Raw genomic sequence first — 18,099 nt, 5'->3', positions numbered from 1 at the left:
GCAGCCGTGCGCAAAACGGTGTCAAGCTCACACAGCGGCGCGCCGAAAATCTCGAGATGCAAGCGCCGCTCGGCCTGCCGTCGGGCTCCATCGTCGCCGACCGCTACGAGCTCACCGGTGAGCTCGGCCGCGGGGAACGCTCGATCGTGTACTGCGCGCGCGACCGCCGCTCGGGCGGCGACGTCGCGCTGAAGCTGCTCGCGCTCGCGCCCGAGACCGCTCACTTCGCGCGCCAGCGCCTGCGCCGCGAGTCCGAGATCGTGCGCGCGCTCGCGCACCCCGGGATCATCCGCCCGATCGAGCTCGTCGACCACGGCTCGTGGAGCCTGATCGCGATGGAGCTGGTCGCGGGGCGGTCACTCGCCGCGGCCATCGCGGCCGACGGCCCGATGCATCCCGACGCGGTCGCGCGGCTGGGCATCGAGGTCTCCGAGGCGCTGTCCGCCGCGCACCGCTGCGGGGTCGTGCACCACGACCTGAAGCCCGAGAACATCCTGCTCGACGCGGGCGGCCGCGCGCGACTCACCGACTTCGGCTGCGCGCGGCTCGAAGGCCAGGCGCTGCTCACTCTGCCCGAGGACCCGGTCACGCTGGCGGCGTTCCTGCCGCCCGAGGTGATCGAGGGCCAGCTCGCCGACCCGCGTTCCGACGTGTACTCGCTCGGGCTCGTGCTGTATTTCGCGCTCGTGGGGCACGTGCCCAAGGGCCAGCGCCCGAACCTGCCGCCGCCGCCGCTGGCGGGCGGCTACCACCCGCGCGAGAAACGCGACGACGTGCCCGAGTGGCTCGACGAGATCGTGGCGCGCGCGACGCGCGCCGAGCCGAGTCACCGGCTCGAGACCGCGGAGCGCCTGGGCCGCGCGCTGTCGCAGCGCTCGCTCGAGAGCCGCGGCGAGGACTCGGGCGAGGGCCGCGCGCTGCGCGTGTGCGTGCTGTGCCGCCGGCCGGGAACCCTGGGCCGCGCCGTGTGCCCGCACTGCGAGGACGTGGAAGGCGGCGCCGCCGACACCCTGGTGCTGGTCGTGCCCGCGAAGGGCAGCGAGGCGCGCGACGCGCAGCGACGCCTGCTGTCGGAGCTCACCAGCATTCCCGCGACTCAGCTCGCGCTGCGCAGCGCGGCCAACGCCCAGCGCGCGCTGGTGCGTGTCTCGGCCGCGCACGCCGAAGTGCTCGTGATGCGGCTGCGCGGGCGGGGCGTCGAGTCACGCGCGCTGCCCCTCGACCGCGCCTGGCTGGCGCTGCCCTACTGGAGCATGGCGCTCTCGGCCGCCACCGTGCTGGCCGGCGCGAGCGCCGCGTACGCGGGCTTCCCGCTCCTGCTCCTGGCTTCGATCGTTCCGGCCGTGGCGGCGCTGATCGCTGGCTGGGCGTGGATCCAGCGCGAGACGTTGCTCGGCGACAAGAGCGACGCGCCGCCGCCCGCCGCGCTGGTGCGCGCGGTCTCCGATGCCATGCCGCGCCTGCAGGTCGGCCAGGGCCGCAAGCTCCTGATCGAGCTCCTGCGCATCGGCCGCGACCTGTGGGTGCGCCTGTGCGCGGGCGAGGTCTCCGATGGCGCCCGCTCGGAGCTCACGGCCGTTCTGTTGTGCGGCTGTGACGCCGCGAGTGAGCTGGCGCGCCAGGACGGCGTGCTCGACGCGCTGCAGCTCCACGGCGAGCGCCGCAACGAGCCGCCGCCCGGACTCATGGAGAGTCGCGCGCTCTACCACAGCGCGCGCAGCCGTCTGGTCCAGGCCATGCTCGAGTGCGCGGCGTCGCTGTCGCGACTGCGCGCGCAGGACATGCTCGAGCCCGAAGACGAGCGCCGCGCGCTGCACGGGATCGGCTTAGAGCTGCGCGAGGAGCTCGAAGACGTGGCGAAGCAGGCGAGCGATGCGTCGCAGCTGTTCCCCGGCCGGCCGCTGCGCAGGCTGGACGACGCCTGAAACAGTTCGCGCCGGCCCTCTCTTCGAGAGCCGGCGCGAGTTTCAGTCGCCTGCTTGGATCAGGCGTTCGAGGCTGCGTGCGTCTGCAGCTGCGGCCCGTTGGGACCGTCGACGATCGTGACTCCCGGAAGATCGTTCGCCGGAATGCGCCACTGCTTGCCGATCCGGACCGCGCCGATCTGGCCTGACTCGATCAGGCGATAGACCGTGCGCGCCGAGATGCGCAGGAAGTTCGCCGCCTCGCGCACCGTGATCAGATTCTCCGCCATTGTGAATTCTCCCCCCATTGTTCGGCCCTTGCGGCCGCCTTTGTCTGTGCGGGTCTTTTGACCTTCACCACCGATCAACCCCGGTCAGCCCCGCCCTCTATGAAAACGTTTCGTCAGGGTCGCCAACTCCTTTAGTCATTTTTTGCGCAGCCGTGTAAGGCTTCGGAAAGAAAAGGGCTTTCGGGCGCGCCGCGCGCCGGCGCTCGAGCCCGGCCCCGGGCGCGGATGGCGCGCTCAGGTGCCCAGTGCAGCGGGGCAGACTTGGGAGATGCCGGGGGCGAGCGTCGCGAGCTTGCGGCGCACGATGGTGGCGTCGATGACGCCGCAGGCGTGCGGAGCGCCGATCACGGTGCAGCGGTGCTCGCCGTCGGCCGAGAGCGGGGCGCCGGTCGGGTTGGCGAGGCGCGCGCGCAGCGCGGACACGTCGCCCGCGTTCAGCACCTGGTCGACCAGGACGTCGCCGCACAGCGCGCCCGCCGGCTTCTCGAACATGCCCTCGCGCAGCGCCCAGACCGGGAGCCAGCGCAGCCACGGGTCGGAGGGCGTGGGGTTCAACCCGACCTCGACCTCGGTGTGCGCCAGCGGATAGCTCTGTGAGTTGTCGGCCGTGAGCACGCCGCCCAGGTGCAGGTGCGGCCAGGTGTTCGAGCCCGAGTGACCCACGTTGCCGATCTGCTGTCCCGCCGCGACCGACTGATTCAGCCCGACGGTGATGCTGTCCTGCTTCAGGTGATCGAAGAACAGCGAGTTGCCGCCGCCGATGTCGAGCGTCACGAAGTTGGGGTTGCCCGTGGCCGCGCTGCGCGGCGGCAGGTCGGGATTGTGGCTGTCGAGCGAAGTCACGACGCCGGCGAGCGGCGCGTACACGGGCTTCCCGAAGCTGTAGTAGTCGGCGAGGTTGGGGCTCGGCGAGTTCGCGTCGGGGTGGAGCAACGCGTCGACCTGGTTCAGGTCGTACGCCCAGTAGCCGGCGTGACTCCCCAGGCCGAACGCCCCCTGCCCCACGTAGATCTGGTCGGCGAGCGCGGGCGGCACCGGCACGGGCGTACCGGGCGCAGGCAGCGGCGGGTCGAGCGCGTAGGGCGTGGGCACGAGCCGGAACGACGCCACCGCGGGTCCGGTGTCCACGCGCGGCACCGAGGCCTGCGAGTAGTCCATCGTGAACGGAGTGACTCGCACCCAGCTGCGGGCGTTCGGCCCGGTGAGCGCCGCCGCCATGTCGGCGGGCAGGAGCGGCGCGATCACCGCGTAGGGAATGCGCGCCTCGACCACGTTGCCGATCGCGAGCTGCGAATCATTGAAGGTCTGGAAGAACGGCGTACCCCCTTCGGGGTAGGTCCACAGAATGTCGGGGAAGCCGGCATACAGGCCGATCTCGAGATCGAGCGGCTCCTGGCCCATGAAGTCGATGTCGAGCCAGAACGACAGGTCGTAGCTCGAAGGCGGCCCGGCCGTCTGGATGCGCACCACCAGTGAGTCGGCGAGCGGCGCGATCGCGAAGCCCACGATGTCGCGCGACGGGTCGCCGCCCGCGTCGCCGGCGGGGTCGGTGAAGTTGGGGATCGCGCCCCAGTCCGAGCCGTCGCCGTCGACGCTGAGCGCCGCCGCGACCGGACGCAGCGCCTCGATGCGCGCGAAGACCGGCGCGTCGCCGATCGGCCCGTTCGCGCGCGCGGGCGCGGCGCACAGCGCCGCCGCGACGGCGATCGAACCCCACGCGCGCCAGGCCACGCGCGCATCCTATCACCCTGTGAGAGGATCTCTCCCGATGTCGGTCCTGCGCATTCTCATCCCGCTGTGTCTCGTCGCCGCTGCGGTCTGGTACCACGCCGAGATCGCGCGCGCGATCAACGATCTGTCGGGCTGGGTCGCCACGCTCGGGCCCTGGGGACCGGTCGTGTTCATCGCGGGCTACGTGGCGGCGGCGCTGGCCCTGGTGCCCGGCGTCGTGCTCACGCTCAGCGCGGGCGCGGTCTTCGGGCTCGCGGCCGGCACGGTGTACGTGTTCGTGGGCGCGAGCCTCGCCGCATGCGCGGCGTTCCTGCTGGCGCGCACCTTCCTGCGCGGCTGGGTCGAGCGCCGGCTGGCCGGCGACCCGCGCTTCCGCGCGGTCGATCGCGCGATCGGCGAGCAGGGCTTCTGGATCGTCTTCCTGCTCCGGCTCTCGCCGCTGTTCCCGTTCGCGGCCGGGAACTACCTGCTCGGGCTCACGCGCGTGCGCTTCCTCGACTACGCGTTCGCGTGCGCGGGCATGCTGCCCTGGACGTTCGTCTACGTGTATCTCGGCTCGGCCGTGGCCACGGCGGGCTGGGGCTGGCGGCTGGCGGTCGGGCTGCCCGTCACGGCGGGGGTGGTGTTCCTGGTCGCGCGCGCGGCACGGCGCGCGCTCGCGCAGGCCACGGGCGAGCCGGGCTGACTCGCGCTTCCACTGCGAGGGAAGCGAGCTTCCCCGAGTTGCGCACGAGTTGCCGGTCGGGAACCGCCGCGCGGCAGCGGCGCGCGCGGCGTGACTGGCCTGTCGCTTGCACCCGGCCTGCGGCGATGTCCACCCCCACCCCGCGACAGCAGGCCGGCTACCTGCGCCGGCTGCTCCGGCGCGGCGAGATCGAGGTCGCAGACCCCTCCACCGGCCGGGCCCTGCCGGCCATCATCGAGCTCCACGGCGACGTGATCCGCATCGTGCCCATGCTCGAGTCGCCCAAGACCGAGACCCGAGTGACTGACTCGGCGTTCACGGAAGACGCCCAAGCGTTCAGCGCGCTGGTGGCCCGTCTGCGCCGCGCGCTGACGCTCGAGCAGCTGGAAGAGATCGCGGGCGCGGTCGAGGCCGAGCTGAGTCGCGCCGGGGAGATCGATCCTCCGGTCTGACACCCGTTCGGCACCCCCCTTTCACTTCGTTTCGCGCGGGGGAGTATGATGCCGGGGTGGCAATGATTCTGGAGGATCGAGCGATGAAGCAGGGAGTCGCTGGGACCTCTCGCCGCGGCGCGGCTTCTCGGGAGGCGATCCTCCAGGCAGCGGTGCGCGTGATCGGTCGCGAGGGGCTGAGTGGCGCGTCGCTGGCGGCGGTCGCGAAAGAGGCCAACACGAGCAAGCCCGCGGTGCTGTATCACTTCGGGTCGCGAGAGCACTTGCTGCACGAAGTCGCGCAGCTCGCGCTCGGGCTGTACCGGGAGATCGTCGAGCCGGCGGAAAAGGGCCCCTCGCCGCGTTCGCGCACGGAGGCCGCCATTGCGGCGATCTTCGCGCCGGAACGCCGCACGCTCCTGGGCTGCATCCACGAGCTGATCGGGCTCAGCATGCGCGACGCGCAGGTCGCGGAGCTGATGCGCAAGTCACTCGAGGAAGTGCTCGAACGGCCGACGCGCGCGCTCGACAAGTACTTCGGCGCCGAGGAGGCGCGCGCGATCTCGCGCGCGCTGATCATGACCGTGCACGGTCACGTCGAGATGTGGCTGTGCTCGGATCCCGCGGACTCGAAGCAGTTCGTCGACTCCGTGACGCGCGCCGCGCTGGCGATCCTGCCGCAGTCCGTCCGCACGGCCTGAGCCGCAGGCGGACGAACGTCAGTAAGTCCGGCGCAGCCAGTCGACGAGGATCCGGTTGAGCTCGGCGGGGTGCTCCTGCTGCGTCCAGTGACCGCAGTCGCGGATCATCACCTTCTCGACCCTGGGCACGCGCGCTTCCATGCCCTCGGCGAGCGCCGGCGGGAGCGCGAAGTCGTCCTCGGCCGTGACCATGAGCGCGGGGCAGTCGAGTGTCTGCGGCGCGTGCTCGGTGAGTCGCCAGTTGCGGTCGATGTTGCGGTACCAGTTGATTCCGCCGCTGAAGCCCGTGCGCTCGAACGCGCGCACGAACACGTCGCGCTCGGCGTCCGTGAGCAGCGGGCGGCCGCGCACCACGCCCTCTTCCACCACGGCCGCGAGGTTGCGGATGCCGCCGGTGAGATCCAGGTCGCCGAGCTTGATGCCGCAGCGCATGAGCACGTCGAACACACGGCGCACGTCCTTCGCGAGCCGCGCGTCGGCGTCGCCGCGCTTCTGGAATTGCACGATGTAGTGGTCGGGGCCCATGGTCTGCTCGAGCATCTGCAGGGGCGGGACCGGCGGCCGCGGCAGGAAGGGCGTGTTCACGCCGATCAGCCCCGCGACGCGCAAGGGGTGCAGCTGGCCCATGGTCCAGATCACCATACCGCCCCAGTCGTGGCCGCAGAACACCGCGCGCTCGAGGTCGAGTGCGTCGAGCAGCCCGGCGAGGTCGCCGGTGAGCTGCGCGATGTCGTAGGCCTCGACCGCCTCCGGCGAGTCACTCGCGCCGTAGCCGCGCTGGTCGAGCGCGATCGCGCGGAAGCCGGCGGCGGCGAGCGCCGGCAGCTGGTGGCGCCACGAGTACGCGAGCTCCGGGAAGCCGTGCGATAACACCACGGGGAAGCCGCGGCCCTGCTCGTAGACCGCGAGGCGGACGCCGTTGGCGCGCACGAAGCGCGGCTGCGGGAAGTCGGTCATGGCTCGAGGATCACCTTGCACTGGTGGGTGGGCATCTTCAGCGCCTCGAAGGCGCTGGGGAACGCGTCGAGGCCGACCACGTCGGTGATCATGTCGTGCGCCACGATGCGCCCGCGATCGAGCATCTCGATCGCGAGCTCGAAGTCACGGCGGTGGTAGGCGACCACGAACTTGACCTCGACCTCTTTGATCACCGCCATCGCCGGGAAGATCATGTCGGGCTGCATGCACACCCCCACCACCACCACGCGCCCGCGCGAGCGCGTCATGCCGATGCACTGCTGCAGGAGACCGGGGATGCCGACACACTCGAAGACGACGTCGGGCGGGCCGCCGGTCTCGCGCTGGAACACGCTGACCGGGTCCTCCTTCGAGACGTCGGCCACCGCCGTCGCGCCGAAGCGCTCCGCCAGCGCGATCCGCCCGGGCGCCTTCTCGTTCACCACCACGGCGCGCGCGCCGAAGAAGCGCGCCCAGGCGGTCACGGCCAGGCCGATCGGCCCCGCGCCGATCACCATCACGCGCTCGCCCGGCACGAGCTTCGACAGGTTCACCGCGTGCAGGCCGACGGCCAGCGGCTCGACCAGCGCGCCCTCGCGGAAGGAGACGCCGGCCGGGAGCTTGAGTGACTCGGGCCCGCCCGTGAGCACGTACTCGGAGTAGGCGCCCGGGATCTGACCCAGACCGGTCGCGCGCAGCGCCGGGCACGCGACGACGTCGCCGTCGAGGCAGGCGCGGCACTTGCCGCAGCCGATGCAGGGCAGCGCGCACGCGCGGTCGCCAGGCTTCCACAGCCCGCGCAGCTCGGAGCCGACCTCGACCACCTCACCGGAGAACTCGTGGCCCATGACCGTGCCGGCCGGGAGCCCCGGCGGAAGCGAAGCGGCGTGCAGGTCGGAGCCGCAGATCCCGCAGCTCTTCACCCGCAGCACCAGCTCGCCCGGTCCGGGCTTGGGGTCCGGGCGTTCCTCGATCGTGAGTGGCTTTCCGATGCCGTGGAAGACGGCGGCGTGCATGACGGCTCCTCCCTGGGGAGGATGCATCATGAACCACGAATGGACTCGAGTCTAGTTATGGAATAGGATTCAGCTCGTGACGGCCCCCGCCACCGCCCCGCTGGTGACCCGCCGCGCGCGCAAGAAGGAGCGCACGCGCCAGGAGATCTTCGCCGCGGCGATGGAGCTGTTCGGCCGGCGCGGCTTCCACGCCGTCACGCTGGAGCAGATCTGCGCCGCCGCCGACGTGGCGCGCGCCACGTTCTTCCTGCACTTCCCCGCGAAGTCGGCGCTGCTCTGGGAGTGGAACCGCCAGGTCGCCGACGACTTCCGCGCCGGGCTGCACGAGCCGCGCAAGAGCGCGGTCAGCGAGATCCGCGCGCTGGTCGAGCACATCTCCGAGCGGCTGATCTCGCAGGCCGACGTCATGACCGCGCTCTTGCGCGAGTTCTTCGCCACGCCGCAGGCCTCGACCTCGCCGCCCGAGCAGCGCCACCTGCACGCCCTGTTCGAGGAGCTGGTGCGCCGGGGCCAGAAGCGCGGCGAGCTGCGGCGCGGCATCGACCCGCGGCTGTGCGTGGCGGTCGTGATGTCGACCGCCGCGGCGATCCTCTCCGGCAGCGTGTGGCAGGAAGGCCAGGTGACTCCCGAGAAGGCGCGCGCCCAGTTCTTCGAAGTCGTATTCCACGGACTCACAGGAGATCGAAAGTGACTCAATCGCGACTGCGCTTCGGCATCTTCATGGCTCCGTTCCACCCCGAGCACGAGAACCCTGCGCTCGCGCTGGCGCGCGACCTCGAGCTGGTCGAGCACCTGGACTCGCTCGGCTACGACGAGGCCTGGATCGGCGAGCACCATTCGGCCGGCTACGAGATCATCGGCTCGCCCGAGGTGTTCATCGCCGCGGCCGCCGAGCGCACGCGGCGCATCAAGCTCGGCACGGGCGTGGCCTCGCTGCCCTACCACCACCCGTTCATCCTGGCCGACCGCATCCGCCAGCTCGACCTGCAGACGCGCGGCCGCACCATGTTCGGCGTCGGGCCCGGCGCGCTGCCGACCGACGCGTTCATGATGGGTATCGACCCCTCGACCCAGCGGGACCGCATGCTCGAGTCACTGCGCGCGCTCGTGCCGCTGCTCAACGGCGAGACGGTCAGCATGAAGACCGAGTGGTTCGAGCTGCGCGAAGCGCACCTGCAGCTCCGCTCCTACGCCGAGGAAGGCGTCGAGATCGCGGTCGCGAACCAGGTGTCTCCCGCGGGCGCGCGCGCCGCGGGTGAGTTCGGCCTGTCGCTCTTGTCGATCGGCGCCACGACCACCGGCGGCTTCAACGCGCTCGCCAACACCTGGGGCATCTGCGAGGAGCGCGCGCGGCAGTTCGGCAAGACCGTCTCGCGCCGCGGCTGGCGCCTGGTCGCGCCCATGCACGTGGCCGAGACGCGCGAACAGGCGCGCGAGGACGTGAAGTTCGGCCTGTTGAACTGGGCCCGCTACTTCCGCGAGATCTCGCCCCTGCCGCTGGTCGACGCGGGCGTGCCCGTCGACCAGGCGATCGACAGGCTGATCGAGATCGGCATGGCGGTGATCGGCACGCCGGAAGACGCGATCGCGCAGCTCGAGAGACTCGAGAAGCAGTCGGGCGGCTACGGCTGCTTCCTGCAGCTCGCGCACGAGTGGGCGAACCAGAAGGCGACTCACAAGAGCTACGAGCTGATCGCGCGCCACGTGATGCCCCGCTTCCAGCAGACCAACGACCTGCGCGAGAAGAGCCTGAACTACGCGATCGAGAACCGCTCGCGCATCATGGCCGAGGCGGGCGGCGCGGTGATGAAGGAAATCCAGAAGCACGCCGCCGAGCAGAGCGCGAAGACGCAGAGCTGAGCGAGCGCCGTGACTCCGAAACACATCGTCGTGGTCGGCGGCTCGGTCACGGGCCTGGGTGCGGCCCTCGCGCTCTCGAACGAGGGGCATCGCGTCACCGTGCTCGAGCGCGACGCCACGCCCATGCCCGCGTCGCACGTCGAGGCCTTCGAGCGCTGGGACCGGCGCGGCTCGCCGCAGGTGCGCCACTCGCACGCGCTGCTGGCGCGGCTCTACTGTCTCATCCGCGACCACGCGCCCGACCTGCTCGACAAGCTGGTGGCCTGCGGCGCCGAGGAGCTGCCGCTCATGCAGATGGCGCGGCGCACCATTCCCGACGCGGTGGCCGAGCCCGGCGACGAGAACATCGTGCTGCTGGCCTGCCGGCGCATCACCTTCGAGTACGTGCTGCGCCGCCACGTGATCGACTCCGGCCGCGTCGACTTCCGCGACGGCGACGACGTGATCGGCCTGGCGAAAGCCAGTGACTCGCGCGGAGGGCCGCCGCACGTGATCGGCGTGCACGTGAACCGCGGCGACGGCGAGCAGGAGCTGTTGGGCGCCGACCTGGTGGTCGACGCCACCGGCCGGCGCTCGAAGCTCGCCGACTGGCTCGAGGCGATCGGCGCCGAGCGGCCGCGCGAGGACTCCGAGCCCTGCGGCATCTTCTACAGCTCGCGCTTCTACAAGCTGCGCGAAGGCGCCTCGCCACCGCCACTCACCAACGGCATGGGCCAGGACCTGGGCTACATGAAGGTCGGCATCTTCCCGGGCGACGCGCGCATCTTCTCGGTCACGCTCGCGGCCTCGCCCGACGACGACGTGCTGCGCAGTCTCTTGCGCCCGCACGGCTTCGACCGCTCCGCCGCCGCGCTGCCGATCCTGCGCGGCTGGATCGACCCCGCGGTCGCGGACCCGATTTCCGACGTGCACGGCATGGCCGGCCTGCGCAACACGCGGCGCTATCTCGTGCGCGACGGCCAGCCGCTGGCGACCGGCGTGGTCGCGCTCGGCGACGCGCTGATCCACACCAACCCGATCGCCGGCCGCGGCTGCTCGCTCGGCTGGGTGTCTGCCTTCCTGCTGGCCGAGGCGCTGCGCAAGGAGCCCGATGACCCGCGCGCTCTCTCGCTCCTGCTCGACTCACTCGTGGAGCGCGAGATCGTGCCCTGGTACGAGATCCAGCTCCAGCAGGACCGCGACGCGATCGAGGTCGACGCGATCCAGCGCGCGGGCGGCAATCCCTTCCAGTTGGAGCGCCCCGACGGCTCGCAGGACCCGAAGGCCTTCATGCGCTCGCTCATGCGCGAGGGCCTCGGTCACGCGCTGCGCGAGAACATGATGGTGCTGCGCGCGTTCATGCGCGTCCTGACCCTGCTCGACGCACCGCAGGACCTGATGAAACGGCCCGAAGTCTTCCAGGCCGTGCTGAAGGCCTGGAACGAGCGCCACAGCAAGCCGCCGCTGGCCCAAGGTCCGACGCGCCGCGAGATGGTCGAGATACTGCGCAGCGCGGCCTAGGACAGGCGCGCGTACATGCCGTAGAGCACGTAGCCCGCGCTCAGCGCGCCCAGACCGCACGCCACCAGGGCCGTCCAGCCGCAGGCACGGTGGATGCGCGCGATCCGGGCGCGCTCGGCCATGCGCTCGGGCGCGGGCGTGTCGGCCAGGCGCCGGGTCGTGGCGAGATACAGCGCCGTGCCGCCGGCCAGCACCATCACCGCGATGCACGTCTCGTGGAAGCGCAGCACGTGCACGAAGCGCGGCTCCCACAGCTCGAGCGCCTCGCGTCCCAAGACGCGCAGCTTCACCGCGTAGGACACCACGAAGAGCACCACCAGGGTGACTGCGATCTTCATCGAGCGCGCGTGGCTCGGGATCTCGGCGCGGCGAATCCGGCTGGCGCCGAATGCAGCGATCGCCAGCGCCGCGACCATGTTCACGAACGCACCGGTCCAGTACGCGACCTTGGGATCGAGCTGCATCCGCGCGCAGGATATCCCACGTGGCGCTGGCGGATGCTGGCGACGCGAAAGTCCGGGGCTATCCTCGCGATCTTGTGGGGAATGTGGGAGGAAGACCTCTGTGCGCAAAATCGCGGCTCTGTTGATTGGTGTCGTGACCCTGGCCTCCGTGTTGGCCGTGCCATCACTGACGATCGCCGACTCCACGGGTGTGCCGTTCCTGGCCGGAACCTGGCGCGGCAGCCTGAAGTCGTCGTACTGGGACCAGTCCGTCGCGGGCTCGCTCAAGCCCAAGAAGAAATTCAGCACCAAGCTGTCGGTGGTGATCGCCCAGGGCGCAGAGGACGACGCGCTGGCGGTGACCTTCAGCTATGACGATCCGCTCCCGACCTCGTCGTCGACCACCACCACGGTGAACGCTCTGTCGGGATTCGTGGGAAACTTCCACTTGAACCTGGCGAACACCTCACCGGCGTTCGCGCTCTCGGGCTCGGTCAACGGCAAGGGCACGTCGATCACCTTGACGGGCGTGATGGGCACGGACTCCCTCACACACGAGCTCAAGATCAAGCTGAAGAAGCAGGACAACTGAGGTCGCGAGGCGGGGCCGTGATTGCTGTTCAATAGCCTCGCCTTCCTCGTCTTCTTCCCCGCCTTCTTCGTCGCCTATCTCGCGACACGGGGCGTCGTGCGCCTGTGGCTCACGCTTTTGGCGAGCTACTTCTTCTACGCCTGGTGGGACTGGAGGCTCCTGCCCCTGCTCTGGTTCCAGACCGCGCTCGACTTCTTCGTGGGGCGCGCGGTGTACCGCATGCCCGACCCGCGGCGCCGGCGCCGGCTGCTGGCGGTCTCGCTCACCACCAACCTGGCCCTGCTCGCCTTCTTCAAGTACTTCCACTTCGGGGTGGCCTCGGCGCGCGGACTGGCGCATTGGCTGGGCTTCGAGGTGCCCGAAGTCACGCTGCAGATCCTGCTGCCGGTCGGAATCTCGTTCTACACGTTCCAGAGCATGAGCTACGTGCTCGACGTGTACCGCGGCGAGATCGAGCCCGAGCCGAGCCTGCTGCGCTTCGCCACCGCGGTCGCGCTGTTCGTGCACCTGGTGGCGGGCCCGATCGTGCGCGCCCGCCACTTGTTGCCGCAGCTGCACGGCGACCGGCCGTTCGACGCCGAGATCGCGACCGCGGGCTTCGAACAGGCGCTGTGGGGCTTCTTCAAGAAGATGGCGATCGCCGACTCACTGGCGCCGCTGGTCGACGCACAGTTCGCGGCGCCGCCGCTGCACGACGGCATGTCGCTCCTGCTCGGCGTCTACTTCTACGCGGTGCAGATCTACTGCGACTTCTCGGGCTATACCGACATCGCCCTCGGTCTGGCGAAGATCCTGGGCTACGACCTCGGCGTGAACTTCGACCGGCCCTACTTCTCGACCAGCTTCTCGGAGTTCTGGCGCCGCTGGCACATCTCGCTCTCGAGCTGGCTGCGCGACTATCTGTACATCTCGCTGGGCGGCAACCGGCGCGGCAGCGCGCGCACCTACGTGAACCTGATGCTCACGATGCTGATCGGCGGGCTGTGGCACGGCGCGAACTGGACCTTCGTGGCCTGGGGCGGGCTGCACGGCTTGTATCTCGTGGTCGAGCGCGCGCTGCGGCCGGCGCTCGCGCGCGCGTTCGCGGCGGCGCGCGTGCCGGACTTCGCCGTGCGCCTGGCCTCGGGGCTGCTCGTGTTCCACGGCGTGTGCTTCGCCTGGATCTTCTTCCGCGCGCAGACGTTCGGCATCGCCTGGCAGGTGATCGAGGGCATCGCGACGCGCACCCAGCTCTCGTTCGCGCAGGTGCCCGACAAGTTCCTGGTCGCGAAGGCGCTGCTCCTGTGCGGCGTCTTGTTCGCGGTCGAGCTGGCTTCGTTCCAGACCGCATGGGTCGCGCGGCTGCGCGCGCGGCCCGTGGCACGGCTGGCCAGCGCGGCGCTGGTGGTCTGGGGGATCGCGGTGCTGGCCACGTTCTCGGGCGCGAACTTCATCTACTTCCAGTTCTGAGGCCCCATGCGAGACGCCCTGCGCACCGCCCTGTTCCGCCTCGCCGTCCTGGCGGCCTGCGTGCTGGCGGGCGACCGCGCGCTCTCGGCGCTCTTCGACTCACAGCTCCTGCGCAGTCAGTTCCGCTTCTCGGTGGCGGCACGCGGCGGCCAGCCCGCGAACCTGCTGGTGCTCGGTGACTCGCGCGGCGTGAACGGCCTGTACGCGCCCGAGCTCGAGCGACTCACCGGCATGCACGTGCTGAACCTGGCCTACAACGGCATGTCGACGCTGGTCGCCGAGGCGGTGCTGCGCGACTACCTGCAGCGCAACGAGACGCCGCGCGCGGTGCTCCTGGAAGTGACCAACGTCCAGGACGCGCACACGCTGCTGAACGGGCTGATGTGTTACTGGCGCCAGGGGCCGGCGCTCGCGGCGCTCGCGCGCGAGTGGTCGCCGCTGAACGCGCGCGCCGTGAGCGCGTTCCACCTGTACGCCTACAACGGCGAGATCCCCATGCGCGTGCTGTTCTACCGCAACCGCTCCGACCAGGACTGGATCAACCGCTACCGCATCTCGCCCGCAGTGATCGAGGACGCGCGCCAGGCCAGCGACTTCGAATTCGCCACGCGCGACGAGAACCTGGCGGCGCTGGGCCGCATGACCACGCTGGCGCGCGAGCGCGGGATCGCGCTGCGGCTGGTGGTGGTGCCGTATCTCCCGGAGTTCGTCGCGCACGCGCGCAACTGGGACGGCTGGATCCAGCGCATCCAGGCCGCGGCGGGCGGCGAGCGGATCTGGGACTACGGGCACGCGGTCACCGACCACGCGCACTTCGCCGACCGGCTGCACCTGAACGAGGTGGGCGGCGTGCCGTTCGCGGAGCTCTTGGCGCGCGACGGCTTCCTGGCGTTTGACGCCCGCGCGGCGCGCGAGTAAATCCAGCGCATGCCGCCGCCCGCCTCGAAGCGCGCCGAGAGCGTGGTCCCGTTTCTCGCCATGGAGGTCATGGAACGCGCGTTCGCGCTGGAGCGCGCGGGCGCGCGCGTGATCCACCTCGAGATCGGCGAGCCCGAGGCGGCCCCGCCGGCCGCCGCGCAGGCTGCGGCCGCGCGCTCGCTGCGCGACGAGCCCGCGCGCTACACCGACAGCCGGGGGCTCGTCGAGCTGCGCGAGGCGATCGCCGCCGAGCGAGCGACACGCAGCGGTGTCACGCTCGACCCCGAGCGCGTGCTGGTCACCGCCGGCACCTCGCCGGCGATCCTTCTGGCCTTCACGTATCTGCTCGACCCGGGCGACGAGGTCGTGCTCGGCACGCCGCACTACGCCTGCTATCCGAACCTGATCCGCGCCGTGGGCGGGGTGCCCGTGCTCGTGCCCACCGAGGCGCGCGACGGCTACCGGCTCGACCCCGAGCGCGTGCGCGCGCGACTCACTCCGCGCACGCGCGCGATCCTGGTCGCCTCGCCCGCCAACCCGACCGGGGCGGTCCAGGCGCGCGCCGACCTCGAGGCGCTGCACGGCCTGGGTCTGCCGCTGGTCTCGGACGAGATCTACGACGGCCTGGTGTACGACGGCGCGCGAGTCACCTCGCCGCTCGAGCTCGGCGACGACGCGTTCGTGCTCGACGGCTTCTCGAAGCGCTACGCCATGACGGGCTTCCGGCTCGGCCACCTGATCGCGCCCGCGAGCGCGGCGCGCACGCTGCGCAGCCTGGCGCAGAACCTGTTCACCTCGGTGGCGAGCTTCGTGCAGCGCGCGGGCATCGCGGCGCTGTCCGAGGGCGCGGCCACGGTCGCCGAGCTGCGCCGCACCTACGCCGCGCGCCGGGGCGTGCTGATGCGCGGCCTGCAGGAGCTGGGCTTCGAGGTGCCGGTGACTCCGCGCGGCGCGTTCTACGTGTTCGCCGACGCGCGCCGCTTCGACCTCGACTCCCGGCGCCTGGCGAGCGACCTGCTCGAGCGCGCGCACGTGGCGGTGACTCCCGGCGTCGACTTCGGCGAGGCCGGCGAAGGCTGGCTGCGTTTCTCGTGCACGGCCTCGGACGCGGACCTGGCCGAGGCGCTCGAGCGACTGCGCAACGCCCTGCACTAGCTCCCGTCTAGAATGGGGTCATGACGCACCCGTTGCCCGTGCCGCTGGTCATGTTGCTGGGCTTCGCCGCCTGGACGCTCGTGCTCTTGTTGGCGACCGTCGGCGTGTACCGCTGGAGCCGGATCCTCTCCGGCCGCGCGCCGATCGGCAGCTTCCGCGCCGACCGGATCGAAGGGTCCGAGTGGTACGCGCGCGCGATGCGGGCCCATGCGAACTGCGTCGAGAACCTGCCGGTGTTCGGGGCGATCGTGTTCGGGCTCTACGTCACCAAGACCAGCGGGCCGCTGGTCGACACACTGGCCACCTGCGTGCTCGTCGCCCGCATCTGCCAGTCACTCGTGCACGTGGCCTTCGCCCAGACCGACACGGCCGTGTCGGTGCGCTTCGCGTTCTTCTTCGTGCAGATCGCGAGCTTCCTGTGGCTGATCGGGATCATCTTCGCGAGCGCCGGCGAGCCGGCGTAGGAGGACCATCATGCTCGACCAGAAGAACTACTCGACGATCCGGATCGAGAAGCGGCCGGACGGCGTCGCGCTCGCCACCCTGAACCGGCCCGAGAAGCTGAACGCGGTGAACGGCGACCTCCACCACGAGCTCACCACCCTGCCGCGCGACGCCGACTCCGACCGCGACGTGCGTGCGCTGGTGATCACCGGCGCGGGCCGCGCGTTCTGCGCGGGCGGTGACTTCTCGCCCGGCAGCGTGCCGCTGGGCAGCCGCGGCACGCCGGCGTTCGAGGAGGGCCGCCGCGTGGTCGACCACTTGCTCGAGTGCAGCAAGCCGGTGATCTCGGCGGTGAACGGCTACGCGATGGGACTGGGCGCCACCGTCGCGCTCTTGTGCGACGTGGTCGTGGCGGCGCGCTCGGCGGTCTTCGCGGACACACACGTGGTGATGGGCATCGGCGCGGGCGACGGCGGGCAGCTGATCTGGCCGCTCCTGGTCGGCGTGAACCGCGCGAAGTACTACCTGATGACCGGCGAGCGCGTGAACGCCGAGGAGGCCGAGCGCATCGGCCTGGTGAGCTTCGTGGTCGACGACGCCGAGCTCATGCCGCGCGCGCTCGCCATCGCCACCCGGCTGGCGCAAGGCCCCGCTCAGGCGATCGCGGCCTCGAAGGGCGCGATCAACCAGTGGATGCGCTCGATCTCCGCGAGCGTGCTCCCCCACTCACTCGCGCTCGAGTCCGCGTGCTTCGGCAGCGCCGACAACCGCGAGGCGGTCGCCGCATTCAACGAGAAGAGAAGGCCCGACTTCCGTCGGACTTAGCGTTCGTTCGCCTGTGGCTCAGTTCGCGGCCTCAGTCACTGCCGACTCATCGCGGCGCGCGCCTTGGCTTCGGCCTCGGCCGTGCGGTCCCCGGCCGTGTCCTTCTCCGCCAGGTCGAAGACCACGCGCTCGAGCCGCCCCGGGTACGCGAACGGCGCGGCGTACGCGCCGTTCACGGGCGCCGGGCTGCGGCCGAAGTCCATGCCGGTGCTGGACAGGATCACCAGCAGCCGCGGAATGCGCCCCGACGCCAGTGTCTCGCCGTCGCAGGACAGGTCGACCTCGGCGCTCTTGTCCTCGGCGCGCTTCACGCGCAGCTCGATCCGGCGGCGGCCGGGCGGGAGCGCGCGCGCCGCAACGACGCGCGTGTGCTCGTGGAAGGCGTTGTAGTCGAACTCGACCCGGCCGTCCTTCACGTACAGCGCGAAGCCGCTGTTGCCGTTGCCGCGCGCGATCAGCGCGCCGTCGCCGCCGCCCGCCGGATGCTCGAGCTCGACCGTGATCGCGAAGCTGCGCGCCGCGGAGGGGCACGCGTCGGACACGATGTGAGAGACCGGCGGGTAGTACACGAAGCGCGAGCGCGACGTGGGCAGCCCGGGGCGCGGAGCCGCCCGGAACAGCAGCGCCGCGCCGCGGTCGTCGAGCGGCAGCACCCCGTTGCGCTCCGCCTCGTGCCACCACAGGTCGACGAGCTGCTTCACCCGGTCGGGCTGATCGGCGGAATGGTCGACCGACTCGGAGAAGTCGCTCTCCAGGTGGTAGAGCTCCCAGCGGTCTTCGTCGAACGGGGCGCCGGGACGGTGCTTGGTGACCGCCTTCCAGCCCGCGTGCCACAGGCCGCGGTGACCGAGCATCTCGAAATACTGCGTGTCTCGCGCGGCGGGCGCATGCTCGTCGTGCAGCGCCGGCACGAGACTCTTGCCGTGAACGGGCATCTGCGGCACGCCCGCGAACACCTCGGGCGCGCGCGCGCCCGCGACCTCGAGGATGGTCGGCGCCAGGTCGATCACGTGGCAGAACTGCCGGCGGAAGCCACCCGGCTGCCGCAGCCGCGCGGGATGGTGCACGATCAGCGGATCGCGCACGCCGCCGCCGTGAGTGTTCTGCTTGTACCACTTGAGCGGCGTGTTCCCCGCCTGAGCCCAGCCCCAGGGAATGTTGCTGTGACTGTTGGGGCCGCCGATGTCGTCGAGCCGGC

19 protein-coding genes are annotated in these 18,099 nt (G+C 71.0%); 13 read left to right on the top strand and 6 right to left on the bottom strand.

Going from position 1 to position 18,099, the window contains the following annotated elements; all coding sequences use genetic code 11:
- The first annotated feature begins 56 nt into the window (after positions 1 to 56).
- Positions 57 to 1,925 carry a serine/threonine-protein kinase gene (locus VMR86_12695; protein ID HTO07902.1) on the top strand — a complete coding sequence of 623 codons (1,869 nt, stop codon included), beginning with the start codon at positions 57 to 59 and terminating at the stop codon, positions 1,923 to 1,925.
- Positions 1,926 to 1,984: 59 nt separating this feature from the next.
- On the opposite strand, the gene VMR86_12690 is transcribed toward VMR86_12695, so the two are convergent.
- Complete coding sequence (locus tag VMR86_12690; protein HTO07901.1) at positions 1,985 to 2,194, bottom strand: helix-turn-helix domain-containing protein; 210 nt, start codon at positions 2,192 to 2,194, stop codon at positions 1,985 to 1,987.
- Positions 2,195 to 2,428: 234 nt separating this feature from the next.
- Positions 2,429 to 3,925: a M23 family metallopeptidase gene (locus tag VMR86_12685; GenBank protein HTO07900.1), complete on the bottom strand. Its 1,497-nt coding sequence runs from the start codon at positions 3,923 to 3,925 to the stop codon at positions 2,429 to 2,431.
- Positions 3,926 to 3,962: 37 nt separating this feature from the next.
- On the opposite strand from VMR86_12685, the gene VMR86_12680 reads away from it, so the two are divergent.
- The 3 genes from VMR86_12680 (at position 3,963) to VMR86_12670 (ending at position 5,742) form a co-directional block, all read left to right on the top strand.
- A complete protein-coding gene (locus tag VMR86_12680) occupies positions 3,963 to 4,610 on the top strand; it encodes a TVP38/TMEM64 family protein (GenBank protein HTO07899.1) in 648 nt (215 codons plus the stop codon).
- A gap of 125 nt (positions 4,611 to 4,735) precedes the next feature.
- Positions 4,736 to 5,062, top strand: coding sequence for a hypothetical protein (locus tag VMR86_12675; protein ID HTO07898.1), 327 nt, complete (start codon positions 4,736 to 4,738; stop codon positions 5,060 to 5,062).
- Positions 5,063 to 5,145: 83 nt separating this feature from the next.
- Positions 5,146 to 5,742: a TetR/AcrR family transcriptional regulator gene (locus VMR86_12670; protein ID HTO07897.1), complete on the top strand. Its 597-nt coding sequence runs from the start codon at positions 5,146 to 5,148 to the stop codon at positions 5,740 to 5,742.
- An 18-nt stretch (positions 5,743 to 5,760) separates the two neighbouring features.
- On the opposite strand, the gene VMR86_12665 is transcribed toward VMR86_12670, so the two are convergent.
- Together VMR86_12665 and VMR86_12660 are read right to left on the bottom strand one after the other, a co-directional pair.
- Entirely contained in the window at positions 5,761 to 6,699 is a 939-nt protein-coding gene (locus tag VMR86_12665) for an alpha/beta hydrolase (GenBank protein HTO07896.1), read from the bottom strand.
- Positions 6,696 to 7,715: an alcohol dehydrogenase catalytic domain-containing protein gene (locus VMR86_12660; protein HTO07895.1), complete on the bottom strand. Its 1,020-nt coding sequence runs from the start codon at positions 7,713 to 7,715 to the stop codon at positions 6,696 to 6,698. Before VMR86_12660 ends, VMR86_12665 begins: the two co-directional genes overlap by 4 nt.
- Before the next feature lie 76 nt (positions 7,716 to 7,791).
- Between VMR86_12660 and VMR86_12655 the strand changes: the two genes are divergently transcribed.
- From VMR86_12655 to VMR86_12645, 3 genes are read left to right on the top strand one after another with little or no spacing between them, the layout of a single operon-like run.
- The gene (locus VMR86_12655) at positions 7,792 to 8,406 is read left to right on the top strand and encodes a TetR/AcrR family transcriptional regulator (GenBank protein ID HTO07894.1); all 615 of its coding nucleotides are present in this window, start codon (positions 7,792 to 7,794) and stop codon (positions 8,404 to 8,406) included.
- Positions 8,403 to 9,575 carry an LLM class flavin-dependent oxidoreductase gene (locus VMR86_12650; protein ID HTO07893.1) on the top strand — a complete coding sequence of 391 codons (1,173 nt, stop codon included), beginning with the start codon at positions 8,403 to 8,405 and terminating at the stop codon, positions 9,573 to 9,575. Before VMR86_12655 ends, VMR86_12650 begins: the two co-directional genes overlap by 4 nt.
- Positions 9,576 to 9,584: 9 nt before the next feature.
- Positions 9,585 to 11,075: an NAD-binding protein gene (locus tag VMR86_12645; GenBank protein HTO07892.1), complete on the top strand. Its 1,491-nt coding sequence runs from the start codon at positions 9,585 to 9,587 to the stop codon at positions 11,073 to 11,075.
- On the opposite strand, the gene VMR86_12640 is transcribed toward VMR86_12645, so the two are convergent.
- Positions 11,072 to 11,539 carry a DUF420 domain-containing protein gene (locus VMR86_12640; protein HTO07891.1) on the bottom strand — a complete coding sequence of 156 codons (468 nt, stop codon included), beginning with the start codon at positions 11,537 to 11,539 and terminating at the stop codon, positions 11,072 to 11,074. The two genes, VMR86_12645 and VMR86_12640, sit on opposite strands and share 4 nt — an antisense overlap.
- 133 nt (positions 11,540 to 11,672) lie before the next feature.
- Here VMR86_12640 and VMR86_12635 point away from each other — a divergent pair, with 133 nt between their 5' ends.
- From VMR86_12635 to VMR86_12610, 6 genes are read left to right on the top strand one after another with little or no spacing between them, the layout of a single operon-like run.
- Positions 11,673 to 12,110 carry a hypothetical protein gene (locus VMR86_12635; GenBank protein HTO07890.1) on the top strand — a complete coding sequence of 146 codons (438 nt, stop codon included), beginning with the start codon at positions 11,673 to 11,675 and terminating at the stop codon, positions 12,108 to 12,110.
- A 21-nt stretch (positions 12,111 to 12,131) separates the two neighbouring features.
- Positions 12,132 to 13,559: an MBOAT family O-acyltransferase gene (locus VMR86_12630; protein ID HTO07889.1), complete on the top strand. Its 1,428-nt coding sequence runs from the start codon at positions 12,132 to 12,134 to the stop codon at positions 13,557 to 13,559.
- Positions 13,560 to 13,565: 6 nt separating this feature from the next.
- The gene (locus VMR86_12625) at positions 13,566 to 14,477 is read left to right on the top strand and encodes a hypothetical protein (protein HTO07888.1); all 912 of its coding nucleotides are present in this window, start codon (positions 13,566 to 13,568) and stop codon (positions 14,475 to 14,477) included.
- A 9-nt stretch (positions 14,478 to 14,486) separates the two neighbouring features.
- Entirely contained in the window at positions 14,487 to 15,632 is a 1,146-nt protein-coding gene (locus VMR86_12620; protein HTO07887.1) for an aminotransferase class I/II-fold pyridoxal phosphate-dependent enzyme, read from the top strand.
- A gap of 32 nt (positions 15,633 to 15,664) precedes the next feature.
- Positions 15,665 to 16,096, top strand: coding sequence for an MAPEG family protein (locus VMR86_12615; protein ID HTO07886.1), 432 nt, complete (start codon positions 15,665 to 15,667; stop codon positions 16,094 to 16,096).
- 10 nt (positions 16,097 to 16,106) lie between these two features.
- Positions 16,107 to 16,901: an enoyl-CoA hydratase-related protein gene (locus VMR86_12610; protein HTO07885.1), complete on the top strand. Its 795-nt coding sequence runs from the start codon at positions 16,107 to 16,109 to the stop codon at positions 16,899 to 16,901.
- A gap of 35 nt (positions 16,902 to 16,936) precedes the next feature.
- Here the strand turns inward: VMR86_12610 and VMR86_12605 are convergent.
- Positions 16,937 to 18,099, bottom strand: a 1,163-nt coding sequence (locus VMR86_12605; protein HTO07884.1) for a sulfatase/phosphatase domain-containing protein, incomplete at its 5' end; no start/stop codon positions are given.

The sequence above is a fragment of the Myxococcota bacterium genome, assembly GCA_035498015.1.
In the GTDB taxonomy this organism is placed as follows: Bacteria; Myxococcota_A; UBA9160; order SZUA-336; family SZUA-336; genus VGRW01.
The sequence above is the reverse complement of the archived record's forward strand: the minus strand, read 5'-3'. Positions and strand labels throughout refer to the sequence as shown.

Coding starts and splice junctions, on each gene's coding strand:
- VMR86_12665 (HTO07896.1), bottom strand. CDS start 6,699: ATGACCGACTTCCCGCAGCCGCGCTTCGTGCGCGCCAACGGCGTCCGC.
- VMR86_12680 (HTO07899.1), top strand. CDS start 3,963: ATGTCGGTCCTGCGCATTCTCATCCCGCTGTGTCTCGTCGCCGCTGCG.
- VMR86_12610 (HTO07885.1), top strand. CDS start 16,107: ATGCTCGACCAGAAGAACTACTCGACGATCCGGATCGAGAAGCGGCCG.
- VMR86_12670 (HTO07897.1), top strand. CDS start 5,146: ATGAAGCAGGGAGTCGCTGGGACCTCTCGCCGCGGCGCGGCTTCTCGG.
- VMR86_12690 (HTO07901.1), bottom strand. CDS start 2,194: ATGGCGGAGAATCTGATCACGGTGCGCGAGGCGGCGAACTTCCTGCGC.
- VMR86_12625 (HTO07888.1), top strand. CDS start 13,566: ATGCGAGACGCCCTGCGCACCGCCCTGTTCCGCCTCGCCGTCCTGGCG.
- VMR86_12620 (HTO07887.1), top strand. CDS start 14,487: ATGCCGCCGCCCGCCTCGAAGCGCGCCGAGAGCGTGGTCCCGTTTCTC.
- VMR86_12695 (HTO07902.1), top strand. CDS start 57: ATGCAAGCGCCGCTCGGCCTGCCGTCGGGCTCCATCGTCGCCGACCGC.
- VMR86_12660 (HTO07895.1), bottom strand. CDS start 7,715: ATGCACGCCGCCGTCTTCCACGGCATCGGAAAGCCACTCACGATCGAG.
- VMR86_12675 (HTO07898.1), top strand. CDS start 4,736: ATGTCCACCCCCACCCCGCGACAGCAGGCCGGCTACCTGCGCCGGCTG.
- VMR86_12640 (HTO07891.1), bottom strand. CDS start 11,539: ATGCAGCTCGATCCCAAGGTCGCGTACTGGACCGGTGCGTTCGTGAAC.